At 70.3% G+C, this 17,410-nt stretch carries 18 protein-coding genes; 4 read left to right on the plus strand and 14 right to left on the minus strand.

Features of this window, described 5'->3' with window-relative positions; genetic code table 11:
* Positions 1 to 160: 160 nt before the first annotated feature.
* The 12 genes from ABD401_RS22430 to ABD401_RS22485 form a co-directional block, all read right to left on the minus strand.
* Entirely contained in the window at positions 161 to 943 is a 783-nt protein-coding gene (locus ABD401_RS22430; protein ID WP_344608965.1) for a GAF domain-containing protein, read from the minus strand.
* 128 nt (positions 944 to 1,071) lie between these two features.
* Positions 1,072 to 2,814, minus strand: coding sequence for a hypothetical protein (locus ABD401_RS22435; protein WP_344608967.1), 1,743 nt, complete (start codon positions 2,812 to 2,814; stop codon positions 1,072 to 1,074).
* On the minus strand, positions 2,811 to 3,572 hold the full coding sequence (locus ABD401_RS22440) for a PilW family protein (RefSeq protein ID WP_344608969.1): 762 nt from the start codon (positions 3,570 to 3,572) through the stop codon (positions 2,811 to 2,813). Before ABD401_RS22440 ends, ABD401_RS22435 begins: the two co-directional genes overlap by 4 nt.
* Positions 3,572 to 4,966, minus strand: a complete 1,395-nt coding sequence (locus ABD401_RS22445; RefSeq protein ID WP_344608971.1) for a carboxypeptidase-like regulatory domain-containing protein — start codon at positions 4,964 to 4,966, stop codon at positions 3,572 to 3,574. The genes ABD401_RS22440 and ABD401_RS22445 overlap by 1 nt, the downstream gene beginning before the upstream one ends.
* A 192-nt stretch (positions 4,967 to 5,158) precedes the next feature.
* A complete protein-coding gene (locus tag ABD401_RS22450; RefSeq protein WP_344608973.1) occupies positions 5,159 to 6,589 on the minus strand; it encodes a hypothetical protein in 1,431 nt (476 codons plus the stop codon).
* Positions 6,590 to 6,603: 14 nt separating this feature from the next.
* The gene (locus tag ABD401_RS22455) at positions 6,604 to 7,269 is read right to left on the minus strand and encodes a PulJ/GspJ family protein (RefSeq protein WP_344608975.1); all 666 of its coding nucleotides are present in this window, start codon (positions 7,267 to 7,269) and stop codon (positions 6,604 to 6,606) included.
* Complete coding sequence (locus ABD401_RS22460; RefSeq protein ID WP_344608977.1) at positions 7,266 to 9,077, minus strand: type IV pilus modification PilV family protein; 1,812 nt, start codon at positions 9,075 to 9,077, stop codon at positions 7,266 to 7,268. Before ABD401_RS22460 ends, ABD401_RS22455 begins: the two co-directional genes overlap by 4 nt.
* Positions 9,070 to 9,570, minus strand: a complete 501-nt coding sequence (locus ABD401_RS22465) for a GspH/FimT family pseudopilin (protein ID WP_344608979.1) — start codon at positions 9,568 to 9,570, stop codon at positions 9,070 to 9,072. The genes ABD401_RS22460 and ABD401_RS22465 overlap by 8 nt, the downstream gene beginning before the upstream one ends.
* Before the next feature lie 57 nt (positions 9,571 to 9,627).
* Positions 9,628 to 9,960 (minus strand): hypothetical protein, encoded by a 333-nt coding sequence (locus ABD401_RS22470; protein ID WP_344608980.1) that lies wholly within the window; start codon positions 9,958 to 9,960, stop codon positions 9,628 to 9,630.
* A 17-nt stretch (positions 9,961 to 9,977) separates the two neighbouring features.
* Positions 9,978 to 12,011, minus strand: coding sequence for a hypothetical protein (locus ABD401_RS22475; RefSeq protein ID WP_344608982.1), 2,034 nt, complete (start codon positions 12,009 to 12,011; stop codon positions 9,978 to 9,980).
* A 14-nt stretch (positions 12,012 to 12,025) separates the two neighbouring features.
* Positions 12,026 to 12,697, minus strand: coding sequence for a PulJ/GspJ family protein (locus tag ABD401_RS22480; protein ID WP_344608984.1), 672 nt, complete (start codon positions 12,695 to 12,697; stop codon positions 12,026 to 12,028).
* Positions 12,694 to 13,167, minus strand: a complete 474-nt coding sequence (locus tag ABD401_RS22485; protein WP_344608986.1) for a type IV pilus modification PilV family protein — start codon at positions 13,165 to 13,167, stop codon at positions 12,694 to 12,696. The genes ABD401_RS22480 and ABD401_RS22485 overlap by 4 nt, the downstream gene beginning before the upstream one ends.
* A 343-nt stretch (positions 13,168 to 13,510) precedes the next feature.
* On the opposite strand from ABD401_RS22485, the gene ABD401_RS22490 reads away from it, so the two are divergent.
* The 4 genes from ABD401_RS22490 to ABD401_RS22505 all read left to right on the plus strand — a co-directional run bounded on the left by ABD401_RS22490 (position 13,511) and on the right by ABD401_RS22505 (position 15,284).
* Positions 13,511 to 13,990, plus strand: a complete 480-nt coding sequence (locus ABD401_RS22490) for a prepilin-type N-terminal cleavage/methylation domain-containing protein (RefSeq protein ID WP_344608988.1) — start codon at positions 13,511 to 13,513, stop codon at positions 13,988 to 13,990.
* A gap of 97 nt (positions 13,991 to 14,087) precedes the next feature.
* Positions 14,088 to 14,507, plus strand: coding sequence for a hypothetical protein (locus tag ABD401_RS22495; protein WP_344608990.1), 420 nt, complete (start codon positions 14,088 to 14,090; stop codon positions 14,505 to 14,507).
* Positions 14,508 to 14,553: 46 nt separating this feature from the next.
* Positions 14,554 to 14,802 (plus strand): hypothetical protein, encoded by a 249-nt coding sequence (locus ABD401_RS22500; RefSeq protein WP_344608992.1) that lies wholly within the window; start codon positions 14,554 to 14,556, stop codon positions 14,800 to 14,802.
* Positions 14,803 to 14,804: 2 nt separating this feature from the next.
* Positions 14,805 to 15,284 (plus strand): type IV pilin protein, encoded by a 480-nt coding sequence (locus tag ABD401_RS22505; protein WP_344608994.1) that lies wholly within the window; start codon positions 14,805 to 14,807, stop codon positions 15,282 to 15,284.
* On the opposite strand, the gene ABD401_RS22510 is transcribed toward ABD401_RS22505, so the two are convergent.
* Both ABD401_RS22510 and ABD401_RS22515 read right to left on the minus strand, forming a co-directional pair.
* Entirely contained in the window at positions 15,269 to 15,748 is a 480-nt protein-coding gene (locus ABD401_RS22510; RefSeq protein ID WP_344608996.1) for a GNAT family N-acetyltransferase, read from the minus strand. The genes ABD401_RS22505 and ABD401_RS22510 overlap by 16 nt on opposite strands.
* Positions 15,749 to 16,012: 264 nt before the next feature.
* The gene (locus tag ABD401_RS22515; protein WP_344608998.1) at positions 16,013 to 16,966 is read right to left on the minus strand and encodes a hypothetical protein; all 954 of its coding nucleotides are present in this window, start codon (positions 16,964 to 16,966) and stop codon (positions 16,013 to 16,015) included.
* Positions 16,967 to 17,410 lie beyond the last annotated feature (444 nt).

Raw genomic sequence — 17,410 nt, forward strand, 5'->3', positions numbered from 1 at the left:
ACCGACGGGACGCTCCTGGCTCACGCACCAAATGCTACTGCACTCAAGCAGATATGCAGAACACATGTTCTAGTGCAGTCGCAACCTCATTCGCCCCTGCTGTCACTACTTTCTGACGCTCCATCAGCGCACCGTGGTCTCGCCTTCGCCCACGAGGGCGTCAGAACGAGCGCAGGTCGTTCAGCTCGTGGATGACGGCGCGGATCTGGGCGATGGTGGCGTCGGTGTCGGTGATCAGCTCCTCGAGCCGATCGAGGTGAGGCGAGTCGACGGACGCCGTCATCGCCTGCATCGTCATGCCGGCGGCGAACAGGCGCTGGAGGACGTGGTCGTGGAGGTCCGCGGCGATGCGGTGGCGGTCCTCCAGGATGCTCATGCGTTGCTGGGTCTCGCGGGCGTCGGCGAGTTCGAGCGCGACAGCCGCGTGGTTGGCGAACGAGGTCGCGAGTTCGAGGTCCTCGTGGTCGAACGGTTCCCCGCCGCAGCGCCGGGCGATCAGGAGCGCGCCGCGGGCACCCTGCTCGCCGAACAGCGGAACGACCATGACCGGGCCGACCATCACCACCGGACCCTTGCGCCGGACCTGCTCGACACCGTTGGGCCGGTCCGCGACGTCTACCGCGAGCACCGGCTGCCCGGTGCGGATCACCTCGCCCGAGATCGACTGCCGGGCGTCGACGACGATGCCGACGAGATCCTCGGTGCTCTCGCCGTACGCGACCTCGATCATCAACTGGTCGCCCGCGGGGGTCGGCAGGACCACGAGGGTGAGATCCGCGCCGGCGATCGAGTTCGCGGCGCGCGCGACGGCGTGCAGGGGGTCCTCACCGCTGACGGAGAGCAGGCTGCGCGTCACCTCGATCGACGCCTGGAGCCACTCGCGACGCCGTTGCTCGGCGGCGTACAGCGCGAGGCCGTCGACCGGGCTCACCCGGCTGTTCATGCTCCCGCTCCCGGGGCGCGGTCGCGCTCGACGGTCATGGACACCTTCCGCTCACTGGCCGTTCCATGGTCGCCGTCGGCGAGCGTCGAACACAGGGCCGAAGGTCCCGCCGCTCAGGAGAACGCGGCTCAAGAGAACAGCGCAGGGATCTCCGCGAAGGTCGCCTGGCCGAACGCGGTCTGCACCGGGTTGAGGTAGAACGGCGGCGGAGCGTACCGCAGCCGGGTGTCGTAGTTGTAGTCCTTGAGATACCCGGTCCGCCAGCCGGATCCTGTGGTGCCGACCGCACCGCGATACTTCTGCGAGATCGAGCCGTATTCCTGCAGATTGTCCAGCGGCGCGCCCATGTTGTAGAGCTCGACGCCGAAGCTGTGCTGCAGCGAGAGCATCGCCGCCTCGACCTTCAGGCTCTTCGGCCTCGTCGGGTAGAGGTTGGTGGCGGCCCGCAGCTCGCTGATGGTGTCGCACGAGTTGCAGGACATCGGGTTCCACACCAGGACCGAGTTGTTCGCGACCAGACCGAGGCTGTCGTTGCCGTTGTGCCCGCCGGCGTAGGTCAGGTTGTCGGTGATGTAGATGTTGTTGTCGGCGCCGATCGTCACCCGCCCGGTCAGCGGCCCGCTGACGAACGCGTTGCCGTCCCGGCAGGAGTACTTCGCCACCGAGTTGTCGGGGTTCGACGTCGTCGTCAGCGCGAGCAGGGTCTTCACGCTGCAGAAGGTCGACGCGGTCGGCGAGGTCTGCGTCGCCGGCAGGTTCTGGACGTAGATGACGTTGTTCGCCGGCACGTTCACGAGGACGTTGGCGGGCTTGTTGCCCCCGCACGCCGCCGGGCCGGTCAGCGTGTACGGGCTCCAGACGCGCATCTTCCCGGTCGCCTCGAACTTGATCCGGGTCGGGCCGGTGTACAGGCATCCGGGCGCGCCGACGCTGGTGGCCGCGACCGTCTGGGACCGCAGACTCATGTTCGACGGCGGCAGCGTGATCATGCCGAGGTAGGTGAGGCTGCGCGCGAACGTCGGGTTCGCCGTCCCGTTCGCGCGGTAGCAGCTCGTGACCGGCTTGGGCTTGCCGTTCGAGCTCGGCGCGCAGTTCGGCCAGGCCGTCGACGCGGTCCCGGCGAACACGGGGTTGCCCTGCAGCATGATCGCGTCGTTGCTGTGCAGCGGGCCGTTGATGCGGTCGCCGGTGATGAACTGGATGTCCTGGCAGGACGAGTTCCGCGCCGGCGTTCCCCAGAAGTAACGCGCGCAGTTCACCGCGGCCTGGGCACTGCTCATCGGACTGCCGTCGTAGACGTACGTGTTCGCCGGGTCCGTGGACTCGATGTCGGAGTAGTACAGGAAGTCGCCGAATCCCTTGCGTTGCACGACGACGCGCACCGTCCGGGTCTCCGAACGCACCTTGCCGGTCGAGACGACGGTGATCGAACCGTTCGTCCCGGTCGAGGAGGTGTCCGCCTCGTAGTGGTACCGCGCGCAGTTCAACGGGGTGGGCACCGTCGAGCACAGCACACCCTGCGGGTCGCGCACACCGGGCACGGGCGACCAGCCGACCGCGGTGTTGACGCCCCAGCCGCAGGTCCCACCCAGCGGCCGGCGCATCGCGAGGTTCGTGCAGTCGACGGTCTGCCAGTAGACGTTGTTCGCGTTCAGCCGCGAGACGTAGTCGTCGACGCCGGCCTGAGCGGCGGCGAGCGCAGCGTGGTAATCGGTACTGCGCCGGGCGTCGGACATCGACTCGATCGCACGGTCCGTCAGCAGGCCGAGCATCAGCGACAGCACCGTGCCGTAGCCGATCACGAGGATCATGCTCATGCCCGCGTCGCAGTGCCGATGGCGTGCCAGCAGGGGGCGCAGACGCTGCATCATGACGGCTCCGGCATCGGGACGGCCGTGGCGAGCACGGAGGTGGAGGAGTTGGGCAGCGCCACACGCGTCGCCGAGACGAACCCGCCGGCGCCGACGCGGTTCGGGGTGCGGACCGGCAGCGTGATGTCGATCGAGTCGACGACCAGTAACTGATCGGGCGTCAGACCGGCTCGGGCGCCGGGCGCGGTGAGCACGTCCGCCGCGTTGTCGCGGTAGACGAACATCGGGGTCGGGGCCGGCCAGTCCAGCCCGCGGACCAGCGTGCGGACGCTGATCCGGCACCCCGCCTGCTTCGGGATGCACGGCGTGTAGCGGAAGTTCGGCGCACTGCCGACGTCCGGGACCTGGGTCTTCTGGGTCAGCACCCACGTCCCGTTCTCCTGCTCGACCGCGAAGGTGATCAGGAACGGACCGGCCGCGTCACCGAGGTTCGCGAACAGCTGCAGCCGGTCCGTCTCGGCGGCGGTCAGCGCGGTGGACACCGACGCCGGTCCGATGCAACTCCCGCAGCCGATCTGCAGCTGGGCCGGTTGCACCGCGGTGCGCAGGACCCGCGTCAGCGCATCGATCCCGACCCGTGCCGAGTCGATGTCGGCCATCCGGATCTCGCCCGCCGCGGTCTGGCGCTGCGTGCTGATCACCATCGTCGTCACCAGCCCGCCGAGGGTGACCGCCAGGACGGTGGACGTCATGATCTCGACGAGCGTGATTCCGCGGTCGCCGTGGCGGCGGCGCAACCGACGAAGTCGCGCCGGCATCACAGCACCACGCTCACCGTCACGACGTTCGGCCCCGGCCGGTCGGCGCGGAGGTCGATGATCGGCCAGGTGCCTAGCTGGGGAAGCACGGAGTTCTTCACCTTGATCTGCCAGCGGCCGTAGGGCAGCGAGACGCGGGCCATGCCGGCGGCGTCGGTCCGTACCGGCAGCTCGAGCACCTCACCGGCGGCCGAGCCACCACTGACCGGGTCGCTGACCGCGGCGGCGCAGCCCGTGCTCTGGTCCTTGGCGTGCACGGCGTAGACGGTCCGATTGCCCACGGGCAGCAGACCCACCGCGAGCCGCACGTTGACCGTGAGGGGAACGAGGGGAACGTCCGCGGTGACGGAGCTGCCCGGTGTGAGGACCACGGGGTTCTGCCGTTCACCCCCGGTCGCGATCGGGTCCGCGTCGTTGCACGAACCGGCCCAGAGGTCGATCCCGTCCGGGAACGGCCACGCCCGGAAGGTCCGCTGCGACCCGTCGCCGGGCAGCACACGCCGACCGTTGGGCGTGAACGCCGTGTTCGCGGCCGTCAGCGGGATGTTCTTCGCCGGGGGGAACTCCGGCAGGCTCGGCGCCAACGCCGCGGTGACACCGGCCGCGGTGGCGTAGGCGAGGTTGGCCTGCGCGATGGTGTTCGCGATGACGGAGACGGTCTGGGTCGACGTCGGTTCCCAGGTGTTGCGGTCGATGCCGCCCGGGGCCGAGACGCTCGCGGTGTACGTCCCGACGGGCAGGCCCGCGAAGAACGAGCACCCACCGTCCGCGGTGGTCTGGCTGACCGTGCCACCGGGCCCGCTGAGGGTGACCTGCCGGCCCTCAACCCGGTCACCGGTCTGGTCGACGACCGTGACGCGGAGGTGGCCGGTGCCCTGGGCGAAGGTGCCGAGGGGCGGCGTCAGCAGGGTGCTCGACTTCACCGGCTGCGTCGATCCCATGTTCGGCCAGGAGACCTCGGCCGTGACGCGCAGGTAGGCGAGCGGTGCGTTGCCACCGCCCGCGTCGACGTCGCACGGGCCGTTGCTCGCGCCCTGCTGCGTCCACTCGGCAACGCGCTTCACCGTGAACGGCACGCCGTCGATCACCAACGGCGCTCCGGTGGTCCCGCCCGGCAACGGGTTGGGGTTCAGGACCTCACCGGCCTCGACCTGCTTCGGACCGATCGCCGGGGAGTTGAACGCGGAGCGGACGATGTCGATCTCGCGCGACGCGAGCGAGGCCGCCCGCACGCGGTTGCGGTCGTCGCTCGTCACGTGCATGACGTTCACCAGGCCGGTGGAGACCGTGGTGCCGACGATCGCGAAGATGCCGAAGGCCACCACGACCTCGGCCACACTGAACCCGCGGTCGCGGGGCGGTTCCTCGATACGACGATGCTTGCGCCAGAACATGCCTGTGCTCCCAGTCGGACATCCGTGTCCGCAGGTCGCCGCCCTGGGAACGCTCTCCGCCACCGCGAGCCGTCCTGGCTCGACGTTTGCTTAGGTGTGGCGCGTCGTGCGGGTCAACCGTGCTAAAGGCCTTGTCGGTCGGGACCTTCGCCCGGTTGAGGATCGGCAGGTCTGGGTTATGTCAAGGAACGGTCAGCGGTCCAGTTCGCGATACGTCCCCGGGTTGACGTCGAACAGCGCCGGCGGCGGGTTCGCGACGTAGCAGGCGTCGAGCGACGCATTGAACGTGCCCGTCATGTCGATGGTGTCGGCATAAAGCATGCCGATGTGGTCCGCGGTGCCGTTGGCCTTGAAGAGCTGACCACCGGGTGCGGCCCCCGCGAGGTAGATCGACGCGGCCAGCGCCGTGTGGCCGTTCAGCCGCGCATTCCCGCCCTGGACGACGATCAGCAGCGACGCGTCGATGCACGACGGGTGGTTGGCGTCGGTGATCCGCCCGCGCGACCACAACGACCCGTCGAGCGGCTTGAGGTCGACGGTCTGATTGGCATTCAGGTCGAAGAACAGGACCGTGTGCGGATTGACGCTGCCGTCCGGGACGGTCCAGGTGGTCGACGTGTAGTAGGTGCCCTGCGCCTGCGCCATCGTCTTCAGCTGCTCGAGCTCGGAGTCGGTGAGCGCCGGCCGCTTGATGTTGAACGTGCGGAACAGCGCCGCGTCGTCGCGCAGGAACGAGCCGTCGACGTCGAACTTGCCGTCGAGGTCGATGTCGCGTGGCTGGTACGGCGCCTGGCCGGAGGCGACGCCGCAGAGGCCGAGCGGGTCCACGGCGGCCGTCAGGCCGAGGAGAGAACCACCGAATCGGTCCTGGTCGTAGGGGTACTTGCTGTTGCAGGGCTTGACGGACACGCCCAGCGCGTTGAGCCCGCCGTGGATCGGCTTGTTCGTGTTCGCGCAGTACTGCCCGCTGCCCTGCGACTCGGTGATGATCTGGGACGAGTGGACCCCGACCGGCACGCCGTAGGCGGCGTCGAGGCCGGACTCGAAGTGTGCTTCGACCTTGTCGCGCTTGTAGACGCAGCCGGTGCTGAAGATGCTGATCTGGTGGAGGTCGACGGTGCCGCCGAGATTGACCGTCCGCCCGAAGATCCCCTTGGGCAGGTCGACCGGAGCGACGGTCACCTCGACCTCGATGGTCCGCTCGGCGGGGCCGCCGGCGACACCGGTGGAACGCACGACGTAGCGGTCGCCGTCGTCGCCGTTGTTGATGAGGACCGGCTTGATGCTGGCGGTCCAGCGGCCACCGCCGCGGACGTCGGCCGACACCGGGTTGGTCGGGCTCCAGGGGTTCGACGGGCAGGTCGTGAGGTTGCAGACGAGCCGGCGGACGCCGTTGGACCGGATGTACGCGACGGCCTGCGCGACGCCGGCCTCGGCCGCGTCGAGGGCACGCCCGGCCTGCTGCGCCTCACCCGCTCCGCGCATGTCCCGCACCGCCATGGTGGCGCCCACGCCCGCCAGGGTCGTCACGAGCATCATGACCGACATCGTCATGAGCATCGCGGTGCCGCGGTCACGCGCCTCCGCGCGGCGCGCCCCGCGCGCCCATTGCTGACGATTCATCAGTTGTCTCCACATCAGGCGATGTGCCGGTTTCGGAAGTCGACCTGGGTGCGGTACTCCTGCTTGCGTCCGCCGCGGAAGACCGCGACCTCCAGCACCACGGAGTCGATCCGCGCCAGCTCGGCACCGTCGGGCTTCCCGTTCTGGTTGCCGATCGGGGCCGGGGTCGCGTCGATCTCGGACCAGTCGACGACGCCGTCGGCGTTGCGGTCGTACTGCCACTGACTGCTGCGCAGCGAGAGCGTGAACCGCGTGACGTTCTCGGCCAGGATCGGCGTCGTCACCGCGTGGCCGCCCGCGTCGTTGACGGTCAGCGTGATCTGGCCGGTGGCGGGGGTGTAGCGGTAGGTGAGGACCTCGGGATCGGCCGCGTCGAAGTCCTGGTGCCCGTCGTTGTCGAAGTCGGCCCAGAACGTGATGGCGGTCGGAGCGGTCGGCGTCGCAGGCAGGTCGACCTGGAGCAGCGTGCCGGCCTGACGCAGCTCGCGGACCAGCCGCTCCATCGCACGCCGAACGTCGGCGGTGAGCTCGCTGTTGAGCCGGGCGTCGTCGGTGACCTTGCGCGCCCCGAGGGCCGCACCGAGCAGCAACGCCCCGATGACGCTCGTGAGCACCATCGCCACCAGCAGCTCGACGAGGGTGAAGCCCTGGTCCCGCGACTCACGCAACCGCGCGGTCATCGGTTGTCCTCGGCCCGGCAGCTCGCGGCGCCGACCGCGACGGAGACCGCCGTCGACGGCGCGGAGGCCCCGGCGACCGGCTGGGTCTGGACGTTCACCAACGCCGGGATCGTCACCTCGGCCACGTGGTTCGCGGCGACGTTCGTGATGCGGCCCTTGGTCAGGCCGGTCAGGGACTCGATGTAGTCGCCGAGCTCGTGCTCGTTGCTGACGGGAGTGTCCAGCGGGATCGCCGCGAGCGGGTCCTCGGTCGTGTCCGGGGTGATGGTCCCGGCGTGGACGTAGTGGCCGATCCCGAGGCCGGGCACCGGGTTGCCGAACAGGTCCAGGATGCGTGTCCACTTCCAGTAGTCGACGTCGGCGCGGTAGCTCACCTCGGTGCTCGCCGTGTGGGCGACGCCGGTGACGCGGCACCGGGCCGCCGAGCGGGCGGTGATACGGATCAGGCCGTCCGGTGCCTGCGTGGTCGGCAGCACCCGCACGACGCTCGCGTGGGCACCGCCGCACGCCTCGGCCGACAGGGGGTTCGAGGTTGTCTGCTCGTCCGTGCTGTTGATGAAGCCGCTGCCGGTGACGCGCGACAGCGGCGCCGTCAGGCTGAACGCGCAGTTGTAGAGGCTGCCGACCAGGTCCGGCAGCAGACTGCCCACGGTCGGCAACGCGTTCACGTAGACCAGCGGCCGGTCCGGCAGGAGGCCGGGCAGGGCCGGCGCCTCGGCCCGGAACGAGAACCCGTCGACGCTGACGGTCTGCACCGGGTTGATCAGCCCCGCGAGGCCGTTGACGCCGGCCCGCGGCAGGCCGTTGTCGGCCGCGAGCACGAACGGAGTGATGGCGGTGGCGGTCCAGCACGGGTCGGAGCATCCGGACCCGAGCGACCCGACCGAGGCGTTCAGGTTCGCAATGTTGGTGTACGGCGACGAGACCGAGAGCGCCGCCCCGGACTGACGTCCCGTCAGCGAACTCGAGGCGGTCATCGCGGTCAGGTTCGCGCGGGCCGAACTGGTGGTGGACAGCGAGCCGGAGAGGTCGAGCATGCCGCCGGTCAGGGTGATGCTCTCGCCGTTGGTGCGGGCCGAGCCGATCTCGATCGCCGTGCCCTGGGCGTCCAGCTTGATGCGCGTCTCCGAGGGGGTGCGCGACGCGATCTGCGTGTAGACCGTGACCGGCTTCCACCGGTCGTGGTCGCGGTACAGCACGGTGGCGGTGACTCCGACCTGCGAGGACGGCGGCCGGTCCTTGCCCGCGACCTGGCTGTCGTAGCCCGCCGGCGGTGTGAGCACCGACGGCGTGGTCCCCGGCGAGAGGAACGAGGTGTTGAGGACGATCGCGAAGCTCGGCGGCATGTCCCCGGTGCCAGGCGCGAACACCTTGCGGTACATCGGCACACCGGCCGGCTCGTAGGAGCACCGCGCGCTGCTGCTCGCCGGGACGTACCCGCTCCACCCGGCCTGCGGCGGGTTGGGGGAACCCGTCCCGCACGACGGTGCGGCCGCCGGCGCACTGACGTTCCGGAAGTAGGTGTCGAGCAGGTCGCGGTGGTCGCCGGCGGTCGGGGTGACGCGGAACGGCAGGGTGCGCATCGCGTCGAGATGTCCTTGCAGCAGACCCTTCGCCTGGGAGATGAGCTTGGCGTTCCCGGACGCACGGACCGACGCCATCATCTGCGGACCGACGGCGGCCATCGTGATGCCGAGCAGCGTGATCGCGACGACGACCTCGAACAGGCTGAAGCCGGTGTCGGACCGGCGCAGCGCAAGGTGCCGCCGCAGCCGCCGCCACCGGTCGTGCCGACTCGGGTCAGTCACGGGCCACCCGGCCGGTCAGGCCCTCCACGGTCAGGGTGTCGACCCGGTCCGACCCCTCACGGGTGATCGTGATCGATCCCGGTGTGGCCGTGCCTCGCGGGTAGAAGGTCACGCCGTCGAGCGTGGCCGCACCGGTCGCGAAGGAGGCGGCGGTGATGCGAACGCCGTCCTCGACGCGCATCGGGCCGTCGATCAGCACTTGACCGGTACCGGTGCACGGACCGCGGAGGACCGACCAGTTCTGGGTCGCGAGATCGAAGTCGATGCACAGCGTGCGACCCTCGGTGACCGCACGCTGCTGGGTCTGCCGGAGCAGCGCCTCGAGGGCGGAGGTCGTCGCGGTCTGCCGGGAGCCGGCGGTCCAACTGTGCAGCGCAGTGACGCCGACGCCCGCCAGGATGCCGAAGATCATGAGGCTCGAGCAGAGTTCGACCAGGGTGAAGCCCGCGGCGGAGTCGCTCGACGCGCGAACTCTCCTCGCGACGCTCACCATCAGTTCGCTCCCGGCCTGACCTCATGTCGGGACGCGGCGGTGCACCCGCGTCACCGGTTACTTCGGCCGGTCCACCGGAGATCTGAACGTGCGCGATGTGTTGGTCATGTCTCGTCCCGGACTGACCGTTCCGTCCGGGAAGACCGTCGTGCCGGCACTGTCCGCGGTGCACTCCGCGGCCCGCACGGCCCATCGCCCGGCGGTGCGCTCGACGCACATCGGCCCGTCCTCGGCCACGGCCCGCTGCTGCGCGTCCCGCAGCACCAACTGCCGTTCGGCGACGTCGGCCCGGTCCTGAGCGTCCGCGGTCCACCGCGGGGCGGCCGAGGCGACGACGGCGGTGAGCGTGCCCACCGTCGCCGCCGCCAGGCAGATCCCGACGAGGTTCACTCCGGGGTGCTCATCGGTCAGGGCGCCTTGACCTCGGCGAAGGTCTGCGGGTCCCACGTCGCGCCGGCCGGGGAGGGCAGGTACGGCGGCGGGTCGCTCTTGAGCTTGCTGTTGTACGCCATCTTGAACTTGAAGCCCATGTCGACGCCGGCGCCGGCGACGTCGATGCCCAGCGCGTTCACGCCGAGCTTCAGCAGGTCGGCCGCCATGATGCCCTTGTACCGCTGGGCCAGCGAGCCGTTGAGCCGCAGGGTCGGCGGATCGATATTGATCGCGACCAGGTTGTTGAGCAGGCTGACGTTCGCGATCGGGCTGAGCAGCGGCATCTGCACGCCGAAGTGGCCGCCCGTGATGATTGCCGCGTCGACCGTCACCGGCTTGTTGATCCCGAGCGAGTTCAGCACGTTGGTCAGCTGCAGGTGCGTGATGGACCCGCTCGTGAGCAGCCCGAGCACGCTGGGAACGAGACCCGACAGGTCGCTCAGCGAGGCGCAGGTGCCGAGCGAGAGCAGGCACTGCAGCGAGTTGTAGACCTCGACCGGCCCGTCGGCGACCAGGCCGAGACGGTCGTTCTCCGTGGTGGCCGTGAGGTCACTCAGGATCGTGATCTTGCCCTCGGTGCCGATCGTGGTCTTGCCCTGGTACTTGCCGCTGACGCGCACGTCGGCAGCGCGGCAGTCGGACGGCGAGAGCAGCGCGCCGTTCACCGTGGCGGCGATGTCCAGGTTGTAGAGCCCGAGGCCGGCGGCCGACCCCAGCAGGCACTGCACGGTGGCGGTGAGGCCCGGGGGCGGCGTCGCGAGGTCCTTGACGTAGATCGCGCTCGGGATGGCAACCGGGGTCGGATTCGACGGGAGGATCCCACTGACGAGATCACCGAGAAGGTTCCCGGAGAGGATGTTGCTCAACGAGAGGTTCACCGTGCTCGGGCAGCCGAGGCCGAGCAGCAGGCACGTGGTGCCGAGCAGGAGATTCGCCAGGCCGCCGAGCAGGCCGCTGACGATGTTCAGGTTGCCGCCGGCACCCGTCCGCACCTTGAGGTCCAGGTTCAGCCCGAGCAGGTTCGGCTGCGCGCCGCCCATGCACCGGTCGCGGTCCGCGGTGGTCGCGAACGTCGAGTACGGGCTCCAGACCTGCATCTTCCCGGCGTTGGCCCCCTCGAGGAACTTGATCCGGGTCGGGCCGGCGTACGTACAGCCGGTAGAGGTGGCGGCCGCCGCGGCGATGTCGGAGGTCAGCACCGCCGGCATCGTCAGGTCGTCCGCGTAGCTGGGGTTGCCCTTGCCGTAGCTCGGCGAGCCACCCACGACGCAGTTCGACGCGGACGTGGCGCAGTTGGGCGTCGACGCGCTCACGAGACTGTTGAACGACGGCGAACCCGTCGCGCGGAAGACGTCCCGGGTGTGCACGCGACTGCCGTCGGTGCTGTCGTCCGCCCGCCACCTCGGCAGAACGCACCCGGAGGCCGGCCGGGTCGGCTGCCCATTCTCCGACCACGACTTGTACTGGCACCCGGCCGGGGCGCCGGTCAGCCCGAGCAGCGGGATGTTCGGGTACGCGAGCCGGTCGTTGGGGTCCGCCGCCTCGCTCTCGGAGAAGTACAGGTAGTCGGTGAAGCCGCGCTTCTTCAGCGTCACCTTCACCGTCCGCTCCTGGCCGCGGGACTTGCCGGTCGCGGTGACGGTCCACTCGCTCCCGGCCGGGACGGCGGAGTACTTGAACCGCGGGCAGTTCGGCGGCAGTGTCGCGTCCGTCCCGGTGCACGCGTTGCCGGCGCCGTCGGTGGAGCCCGCGATCGGCGTCCACGTCGTGGTCGTCGTGGTGTTCAGCCCCGGGTTGGCGTTGAGCTTCGCGACGAAGTCGTCGACGCCGGCCTGCGCGGCCTGAATCGCGGCGTTGAAGCCCTGGGACCGCCCGGAGCTGTGCATGCCCTGCACGGCGTAACCGCCGACCACGCCGACCGTGAGCACGATCGCGGTACCGAGACCGACGACCGGCAGCAGCGCATAGCCACCGTCCCCCCGGCCTCGGCGGAAACGTCGCTTCGACAAGAACTGAAGCATCGTCAGCGTCCCATCACGGAGTTGGGCAGGAACACGGTCGCGGTGGCACTGGTGCCCTTGTCGAGCTTCGAGCCCGCGATCGGTACATCGATCAGCACGCAGGAGATCCGGGTGAGCGGCACGACGGCGTCGAAGTCGGCGCACTGCTCGTCGGCGAAGTCGAAGACCGGGTCGGTCGGCCCGAGCGGCCAGGTCAGCCCGCGGGCGAGCACGCGCTTGGTGCACCCCACCCCGCAGGTCGTCGAGGGCGAGCCGCCGGGCGCGGCCGCAGCGAACGTCTCCTCCACCAGCCGGGCCGTGCCGGCGTGGTCGGGGTCGGCCTCGACGCGGTAGGTCGTCAGCTGCGCCTTCCCGGCCTCGCCGTAGTTCGCGTAGAAGGTGACGGAGTTCGACCCGGCGGTGCGGAACGCGGAGTCGCAGTTGGACGCGCAGGCGGCGTTGATCTGCTCGGGGCGGACCGCGGTGCGCAGGCTCTTCGTCATCGCGTCGAGCGCGACCCGGACGCTGTTGACGCCGGTGAGCCGCGAGCTGGTGCCCGCGCTGCTGCGGAGCATGTCGACGACGAGCGTCGTCAGCAGACCACCGATCAGCGTGAAGATGACGACGCCGACCATCGTCTCGATCAGCGTCAGGCCGGCGTCGCGGTGCGGCCGGGCCGCTCGTGCGCGCCTCACGACAGCACCGTCGTGTTGATGACGGGCGGGCGGTCGCCGAGCGCGGGCCAGCGAACCGCCACCTCGATGCGCAGCACGCTGCCGGTCGCCGCGGTGTACGAGACACCCGTGTTCGGGTGGGCGTCGCGGCCGGCCGTGTCCAGCCAGGTGGCGCGCCGCTCGACCGTGTAGCCGATGCCGTCGACGTTCTTCGTCGTCGTGACCGTGGTCTCCGGGATCGAACCCTTGGAGACGCGGAACAGCGCGCGGCTCCGCTCGATCTCGGCGGAGGCGAGGTTGGCGGCCCGGACGCGGTCGCGGTTGTCCCCGGCGGTGTGCAGCGAATCGATCGCGATCGTCACGCACGCGACCGCGAGCACAGCGAACACACTCAGGGCGACGATGATCTCCACCAGGCTGAACCCCGCGTCGCGCGTTCCGCGACGCATTCGCTGCCCGGCGGGCTCGTCACCTTCGGGGACTGCGGCCACGCAAATCTCCAAAGTCCGACCTGCCAAACCGCAGGAAGCATCGGTCTCGCGCAGCCTGTTCTTGAGCGCGCCCGGGACTTTGGTCCCACGGGGTCCCTGTGAACTGACCGACGGTCACCGGGCTGACGGGCCGTCATAGCGGCACGATCCGGACATACCCTCCCCGGCGGCATCGTCCGTACGGACGATCCCGGCCGGGACGGACGTACCGATTCGGGCAGCGGCCTCAACTCACCTCGGCGCCAGGCCGAGACCCCTCTCGACCAGCAAGCCGGCGCCGCTCAGCCCTCAGCATCCCGAGCCACGACGGCGAACCAGCCCCTCCTACCCGCCAGGGAGTTCCATGTACACCGCACTCCGCAAGTCCCTGAACAAGGAGAACGACAAGGGCTTCACGCTCATCGAGCTCCTCGTCGTCATCATCATCATCGGCATCCTCGCCGCGATCGCCATCCCGATCTTCCTCAACCAGCGGAAGAAGGCGACCGAGTCCTCGATGAAGTCGGACGCCCGCACCATCGCCACCCAGATGGAGACGGCCTTCACCGACACCCAGCGCTACCCGAGCACGATCACCCAGCCGGCCGCCGGCACCCTGAGCATCGGCGGCGAGACCGTCAAGCTCTCCCCGGCGAACGTCGCCGAGGTCTACCGCTCGGACGTTGCGTTCTGTGTCGTGGTCACCAACCCGGGTGTCGACGACGGCGCCATCGTCTACATGAGCGACGCCGGTGGTCTGCAGCCCAACACCGTGGAGGACTGCGGCTCGGCATACGGCACCACGAACGCCGTGCAGGGCGTCACGCCGACCCCGACCCCGTAAGGGTCTGACCCACGGCTTCCGCCGTAACGAATCGACGTCGCGGGGCCGGTGTTCGCACCGGCCCCGCCGTCGTTCCACCAACCTCGAGGGAGTCCCGGTGACCGTCCTGCGTCCCACCCGGCGGCGACTGTTCTACGTCCCCGGTCAGCGGTTCCTGGTCCTCCTCCCGATGATCGCCGCGCCGGTGGTCCTGGCGATCGACCTGGCCTCGGTCGCCCTGGTGCACCTGTCGTTGACCGACGACGCGGGCGAGGCCGGCCGAGCCGGCATGGCTCGGGTCCAGTTCGAGCGCACCGCGACGCCACAGAGCGCCGAGGTCGCGTATGACGCCGCGACCGAAGTCGCGAAGGTGCACGACATCGAGATCGACCCCGCGAGCTTCACCGTCTACGCCGACGGTGCGGTGACGCTGAAGGCCACCAAGCGGGCCCCCACGCTGCTGTTCAAGCACGTGCCCGGTCTGAAAGACCTGACCGAGGCCACCGAGACCGTCACGGTCAGCCGTCCCCGCTGGTGAGCCCGGCCCCCGCATCGCCCCACCCGTCCACGGAAGGACCGTCCCGATGAGCAACGCCTTCGACCGCGACCCGCTGCCGACCCCCGCCGAGCGCGAGCCCGGGCCGGACATGGTCGGGGAGCTCGGCCCGCTGGCCTACGGCCTGGTGGTGCTCTCGGAGATCGACGACCTCGCGGACGTCAACACTCTGACGGAGAGTCAGGCCGCGCGGCTGCCGGCCCAGGCCGGCCCCTCGCTCGAGCGCGACCTCCGCACGGAGGCCCTGCTCGGCGAGCTCGGCGACCTCGACCTCTAGTCATGGCGAAGCTCGCGGTTCCCGCGGCCCGGCCGGACGACCCCGGCTTCTCGATGATCGAACTGCTCGTCGTCATCCTCGTCATCGGGGTCCTCGCGGCGATCGCGCTCCCGAGCTACCTCGGGCAGCGGGACAAGGCGCATCAGGCCGGCGAGAAGGCCGACGCCCGGTCCGTCGCCGCCGAGATCGAGACGTTCTTCGTCGACGCGCACCGCTACCCGCAGGCCGGGGACCTGAGCTGGTCCGCCGGCCCGCGGACGATCGACTTCCCCGGCGACGGGGGCGTCCACCTCTCACCGAACAACGAGGCGCGGATTGTCAGCGACGTCGACGCCGGCCACGGGTTCTGCGTCGAGGTCCGCAACGCGATGACCGCGGTGACCGCGGTCTTCGAGTCCGAGGGCGGGTTGCGCCACGTGGGCGCCGGGGCGGCGTGCTCCTCCGCCTACGAGCACACGGTCCTCGCCTACCCCGCCGGCTGACGCTCCTTCCGGTACCAGACGAGCGGGCCGTCGAGTCGGTCGAGCACGAAGCCGCTGCGCTCGAGCACCCGGCGCGAGGCGGAGTTCGCAGCGGCGTCCGTCGACGCCGCCACGCACGAGACCCCGGGCCGGCCGAGCAGCCACCCGGTCAACGCGGCGCACGCCTCGGTGCCGAGGCCCTGGCCCCGCTCCGCGACCGCGATCCCGTACCGAATCTCGACGACGCCGTCGGGATCCGGCGGGCCGTGGGTCCCGCACTCCCCGACGACCAGACCGTCGCGCACCACCAGCCACCCCGGGTCGCCGCCGAAGTCGACGGCGAACCGGAACGCCTGCAGCGCGTCGGGCCCGGGCCACCCGCGCGCGGCGGGCGGTCCGGCGCCGGCGAGCACCGCCCGGGCGACGTCGGCCCCGGCGGGCTCCAGCACCAGCCGGGCCGTCCGGATCGTCGCGGGCTCGAACACGCCCCCCATTAACGCGGACGTCCGGGCCCTTAACGACCCGGAGCCCGGATCGGGCGTTTCCGCCGTCTCCGGGCCCGGGCCCAGGGTCACCGCTTCCGGTGCCTTACTTGTACCGCTCCGACGATCAGCCGGTGTCCGGAACTGATCGCCATCAGAACCGTCTGCCGGGTCTCCCCGGGTAGGCCGGGGGGGTGCCCGCCCGGGAAGAGTGTTCCCGGCGTCCTCGGTTCTGAGCTTGTACTGCGCTTTCGGTTTTTCGGTTGCTCAGCTCTCGGCGCTGACGCGGCGACGGAGCGCCACACCACCGGCAACGAGGGCCAGGCCGAACGGAACCAGGGCGAGGCTCGCCGCACCGGTGTGCGGGAGGGTCGCGCCACGAACCGCGGAGTTGCGGTCCTTGGACTCGCCCGCGACGTCGCCCTCGTCCTCGTCGGACGGGCCGGCCACGTTGGAGACCTCGACCTCGCAGTTCGCGCCGGCGTCGCCGAGCACAGCCAGGCCGCAGACGGTCACCGGGATGTTGGCCTGCAGGTTGTTCAGCAGGTTCAGGCCACCCAGGAGGCCGCTGTTGCCGTTGGCGGAGCTGGACGCACCGCCGCTGTTGCCCGAGCCGCTGCCGCCGCCGGCCGCGTTGGCCGCGCCGACCGCCGAGTCGCAGTTCGCGTCGCCGAGGACGGCCAGGCCGCAGACGGTGACGGGAACGTTGAGCTGCGCGTTGTTGAGGGCGTTGAGGCCGCCGACCAGGCCGCTGTTGCCGTTGGCCGAGGACGACGCACCGCCGCCACCGCCCGCGGTGTTCGTGGACTTGACCGAACAGTCGCCGGTGCCCTTGGCGAGCAGCGCGCCGACGCCACACACGGTGACGGGGACGTTCGCCTGGATGTTGTTGCCCAGGTTCACGCCGCCGAGCAGGCCGCGGTTGTTGTTCGCGGAGGACTTGGCGCCACCGCCGCTGTTGCTCGTGCTGCCGCTGGTGCTCGTCGAGCCGGCCTTGTTGCCGGTCGAGACGACCGGGCTGCCGTCGCCGACGCCCAGAACGCCGGCGCCACCGACGGTGACCGGCAGGTTCAGCTGCAGGCCGTTCAGCAGGTTCAGGCCACCCAGCAGCCCGCTGTTGTTGTCAGCGGACGAGTCGGCGTGGACGCTGGGGGCGCCGAGCACGAGTGCGGCACCCGCGGACAGGAGCACAGCTCCCTTGACCTTCTTCGAGGCTCGCATCGAGGCCCCTCCTTTTGGTTTCGCGTGAGTCGTCATGTCGGTCGACGGGGGCCCCGACCTTGGTTCCGGTTGTTTTTCGGTCCTGCCAGAAATTGAGGCCTTCCGAACCCTCAACCCTGGCCCGCTCGCTGCCGATACCCCCTGCAGCGACCGGTCCTGACCGCTCCCCCCGGGGCGGCTCCGCACCGGGCGCCAGAGGCGTTTGGCACGGAATGAAGAACCGAACTTGCGTGCTGAGACGCAGTTGATGGTGCACCGGTTCCCGTCGCGGGCGCAGGTCAATGACTGCGTTCCTGCGTGTCGCCCGGGGCAAATGGGACGCGCGCGGACGAACCGACGGCACCCAACCAAGTCTTTGCCATTCGGGCCGGTCCGACCGGGGATCCGCGGCGCCGGGTTCGGCGCCGGCCGAGAACCCGTCTGCCCAGAGCTCGGGGTGCCGTT

The organism is Sporichthya brevicatena (assembly GCF_039525035.1).
Taxonomy (GTDB): domain Bacteria; phylum Actinomycetota; class Actinomycetes; order Sporichthyales; family Sporichthyaceae; genus Sporichthya; species Sporichthya brevicatena.

Excerpts from the sequence above, each read along its gene's own strand:
- ABD401_RS22430 (WP_344608965.1), bottom strand. The coding sequence starts at position 943 with ATGAACAGCCGGGTGAGCCCGGTCGACGGCCTCGCGCTGTACGCCGCC.
- ABD401_RS22435 (WP_344608967.1), bottom strand. The coding sequence starts at position 2,814 with ATGATGCAGCGTCTGCGCCCCCTGCTGGCACGCCATCGGCACTGCGAC.
- ABD401_RS22440 (WP_344608969.1), bottom strand. The coding sequence starts at position 3,572 with ATGCCGGCGCGACTTCGTCGGTTGCGCCGCCGCCACGGCGACCGCGGA.
- ABD401_RS22445 (WP_344608971.1), bottom strand. The coding sequence starts at position 4,966 with ATGTTCTGGCGCAAGCATCGTCGTATCGAGGAACCGCCCCGCGACCGC.
- ABD401_RS22450 (WP_344608973.1), bottom strand. The coding sequence starts at position 6,589 with ATGAATCGTCAGCAATGGGCGCGCGGGGCGCGCCGCGCGGAGGCGCGT.
- ABD401_RS22455 (WP_344608975.1), bottom strand. The coding sequence starts at position 7,269 with ATGACCGCGCGGTTGCGTGAGTCGCGGGACCAGGGCTTCACCCTCGTC.
- ABD401_RS22465 (WP_344608979.1), bottom strand. The coding sequence starts at position 9,570 with ATGGTGAGCGTCGCGAGGAGAGTTCGCGCGTCGAGCGACTCCGCCGCG.
- ABD401_RS22490 (WP_344608988.1), top strand. The coding sequence starts at position 13,511 with ATGTACACCGCACTCCGCAAGTCCCTGAACAAGGAGAACGACAAGGGC.
- ABD401_RS22500 (WP_344608992.1), top strand. The coding sequence starts at position 14,554 with ATGAGCAACGCCTTCGACCGCGACCCGCTGCCGACCCCCGCCGAGCGC.
- ABD401_RS22505 (WP_344608994.1), top strand. The coding sequence starts at position 14,805 with ATGGCGAAGCTCGCGGTTCCCGCGGCCCGGCCGGACGACCCCGGCTTC.
- ABD401_RS22515 (WP_344608998.1), bottom strand. The coding sequence starts at position 16,966 with ATGCGAGCCTCGAAGAAGGTCAAGGGAGCTGTGCTCCTGTCCGCGGGT.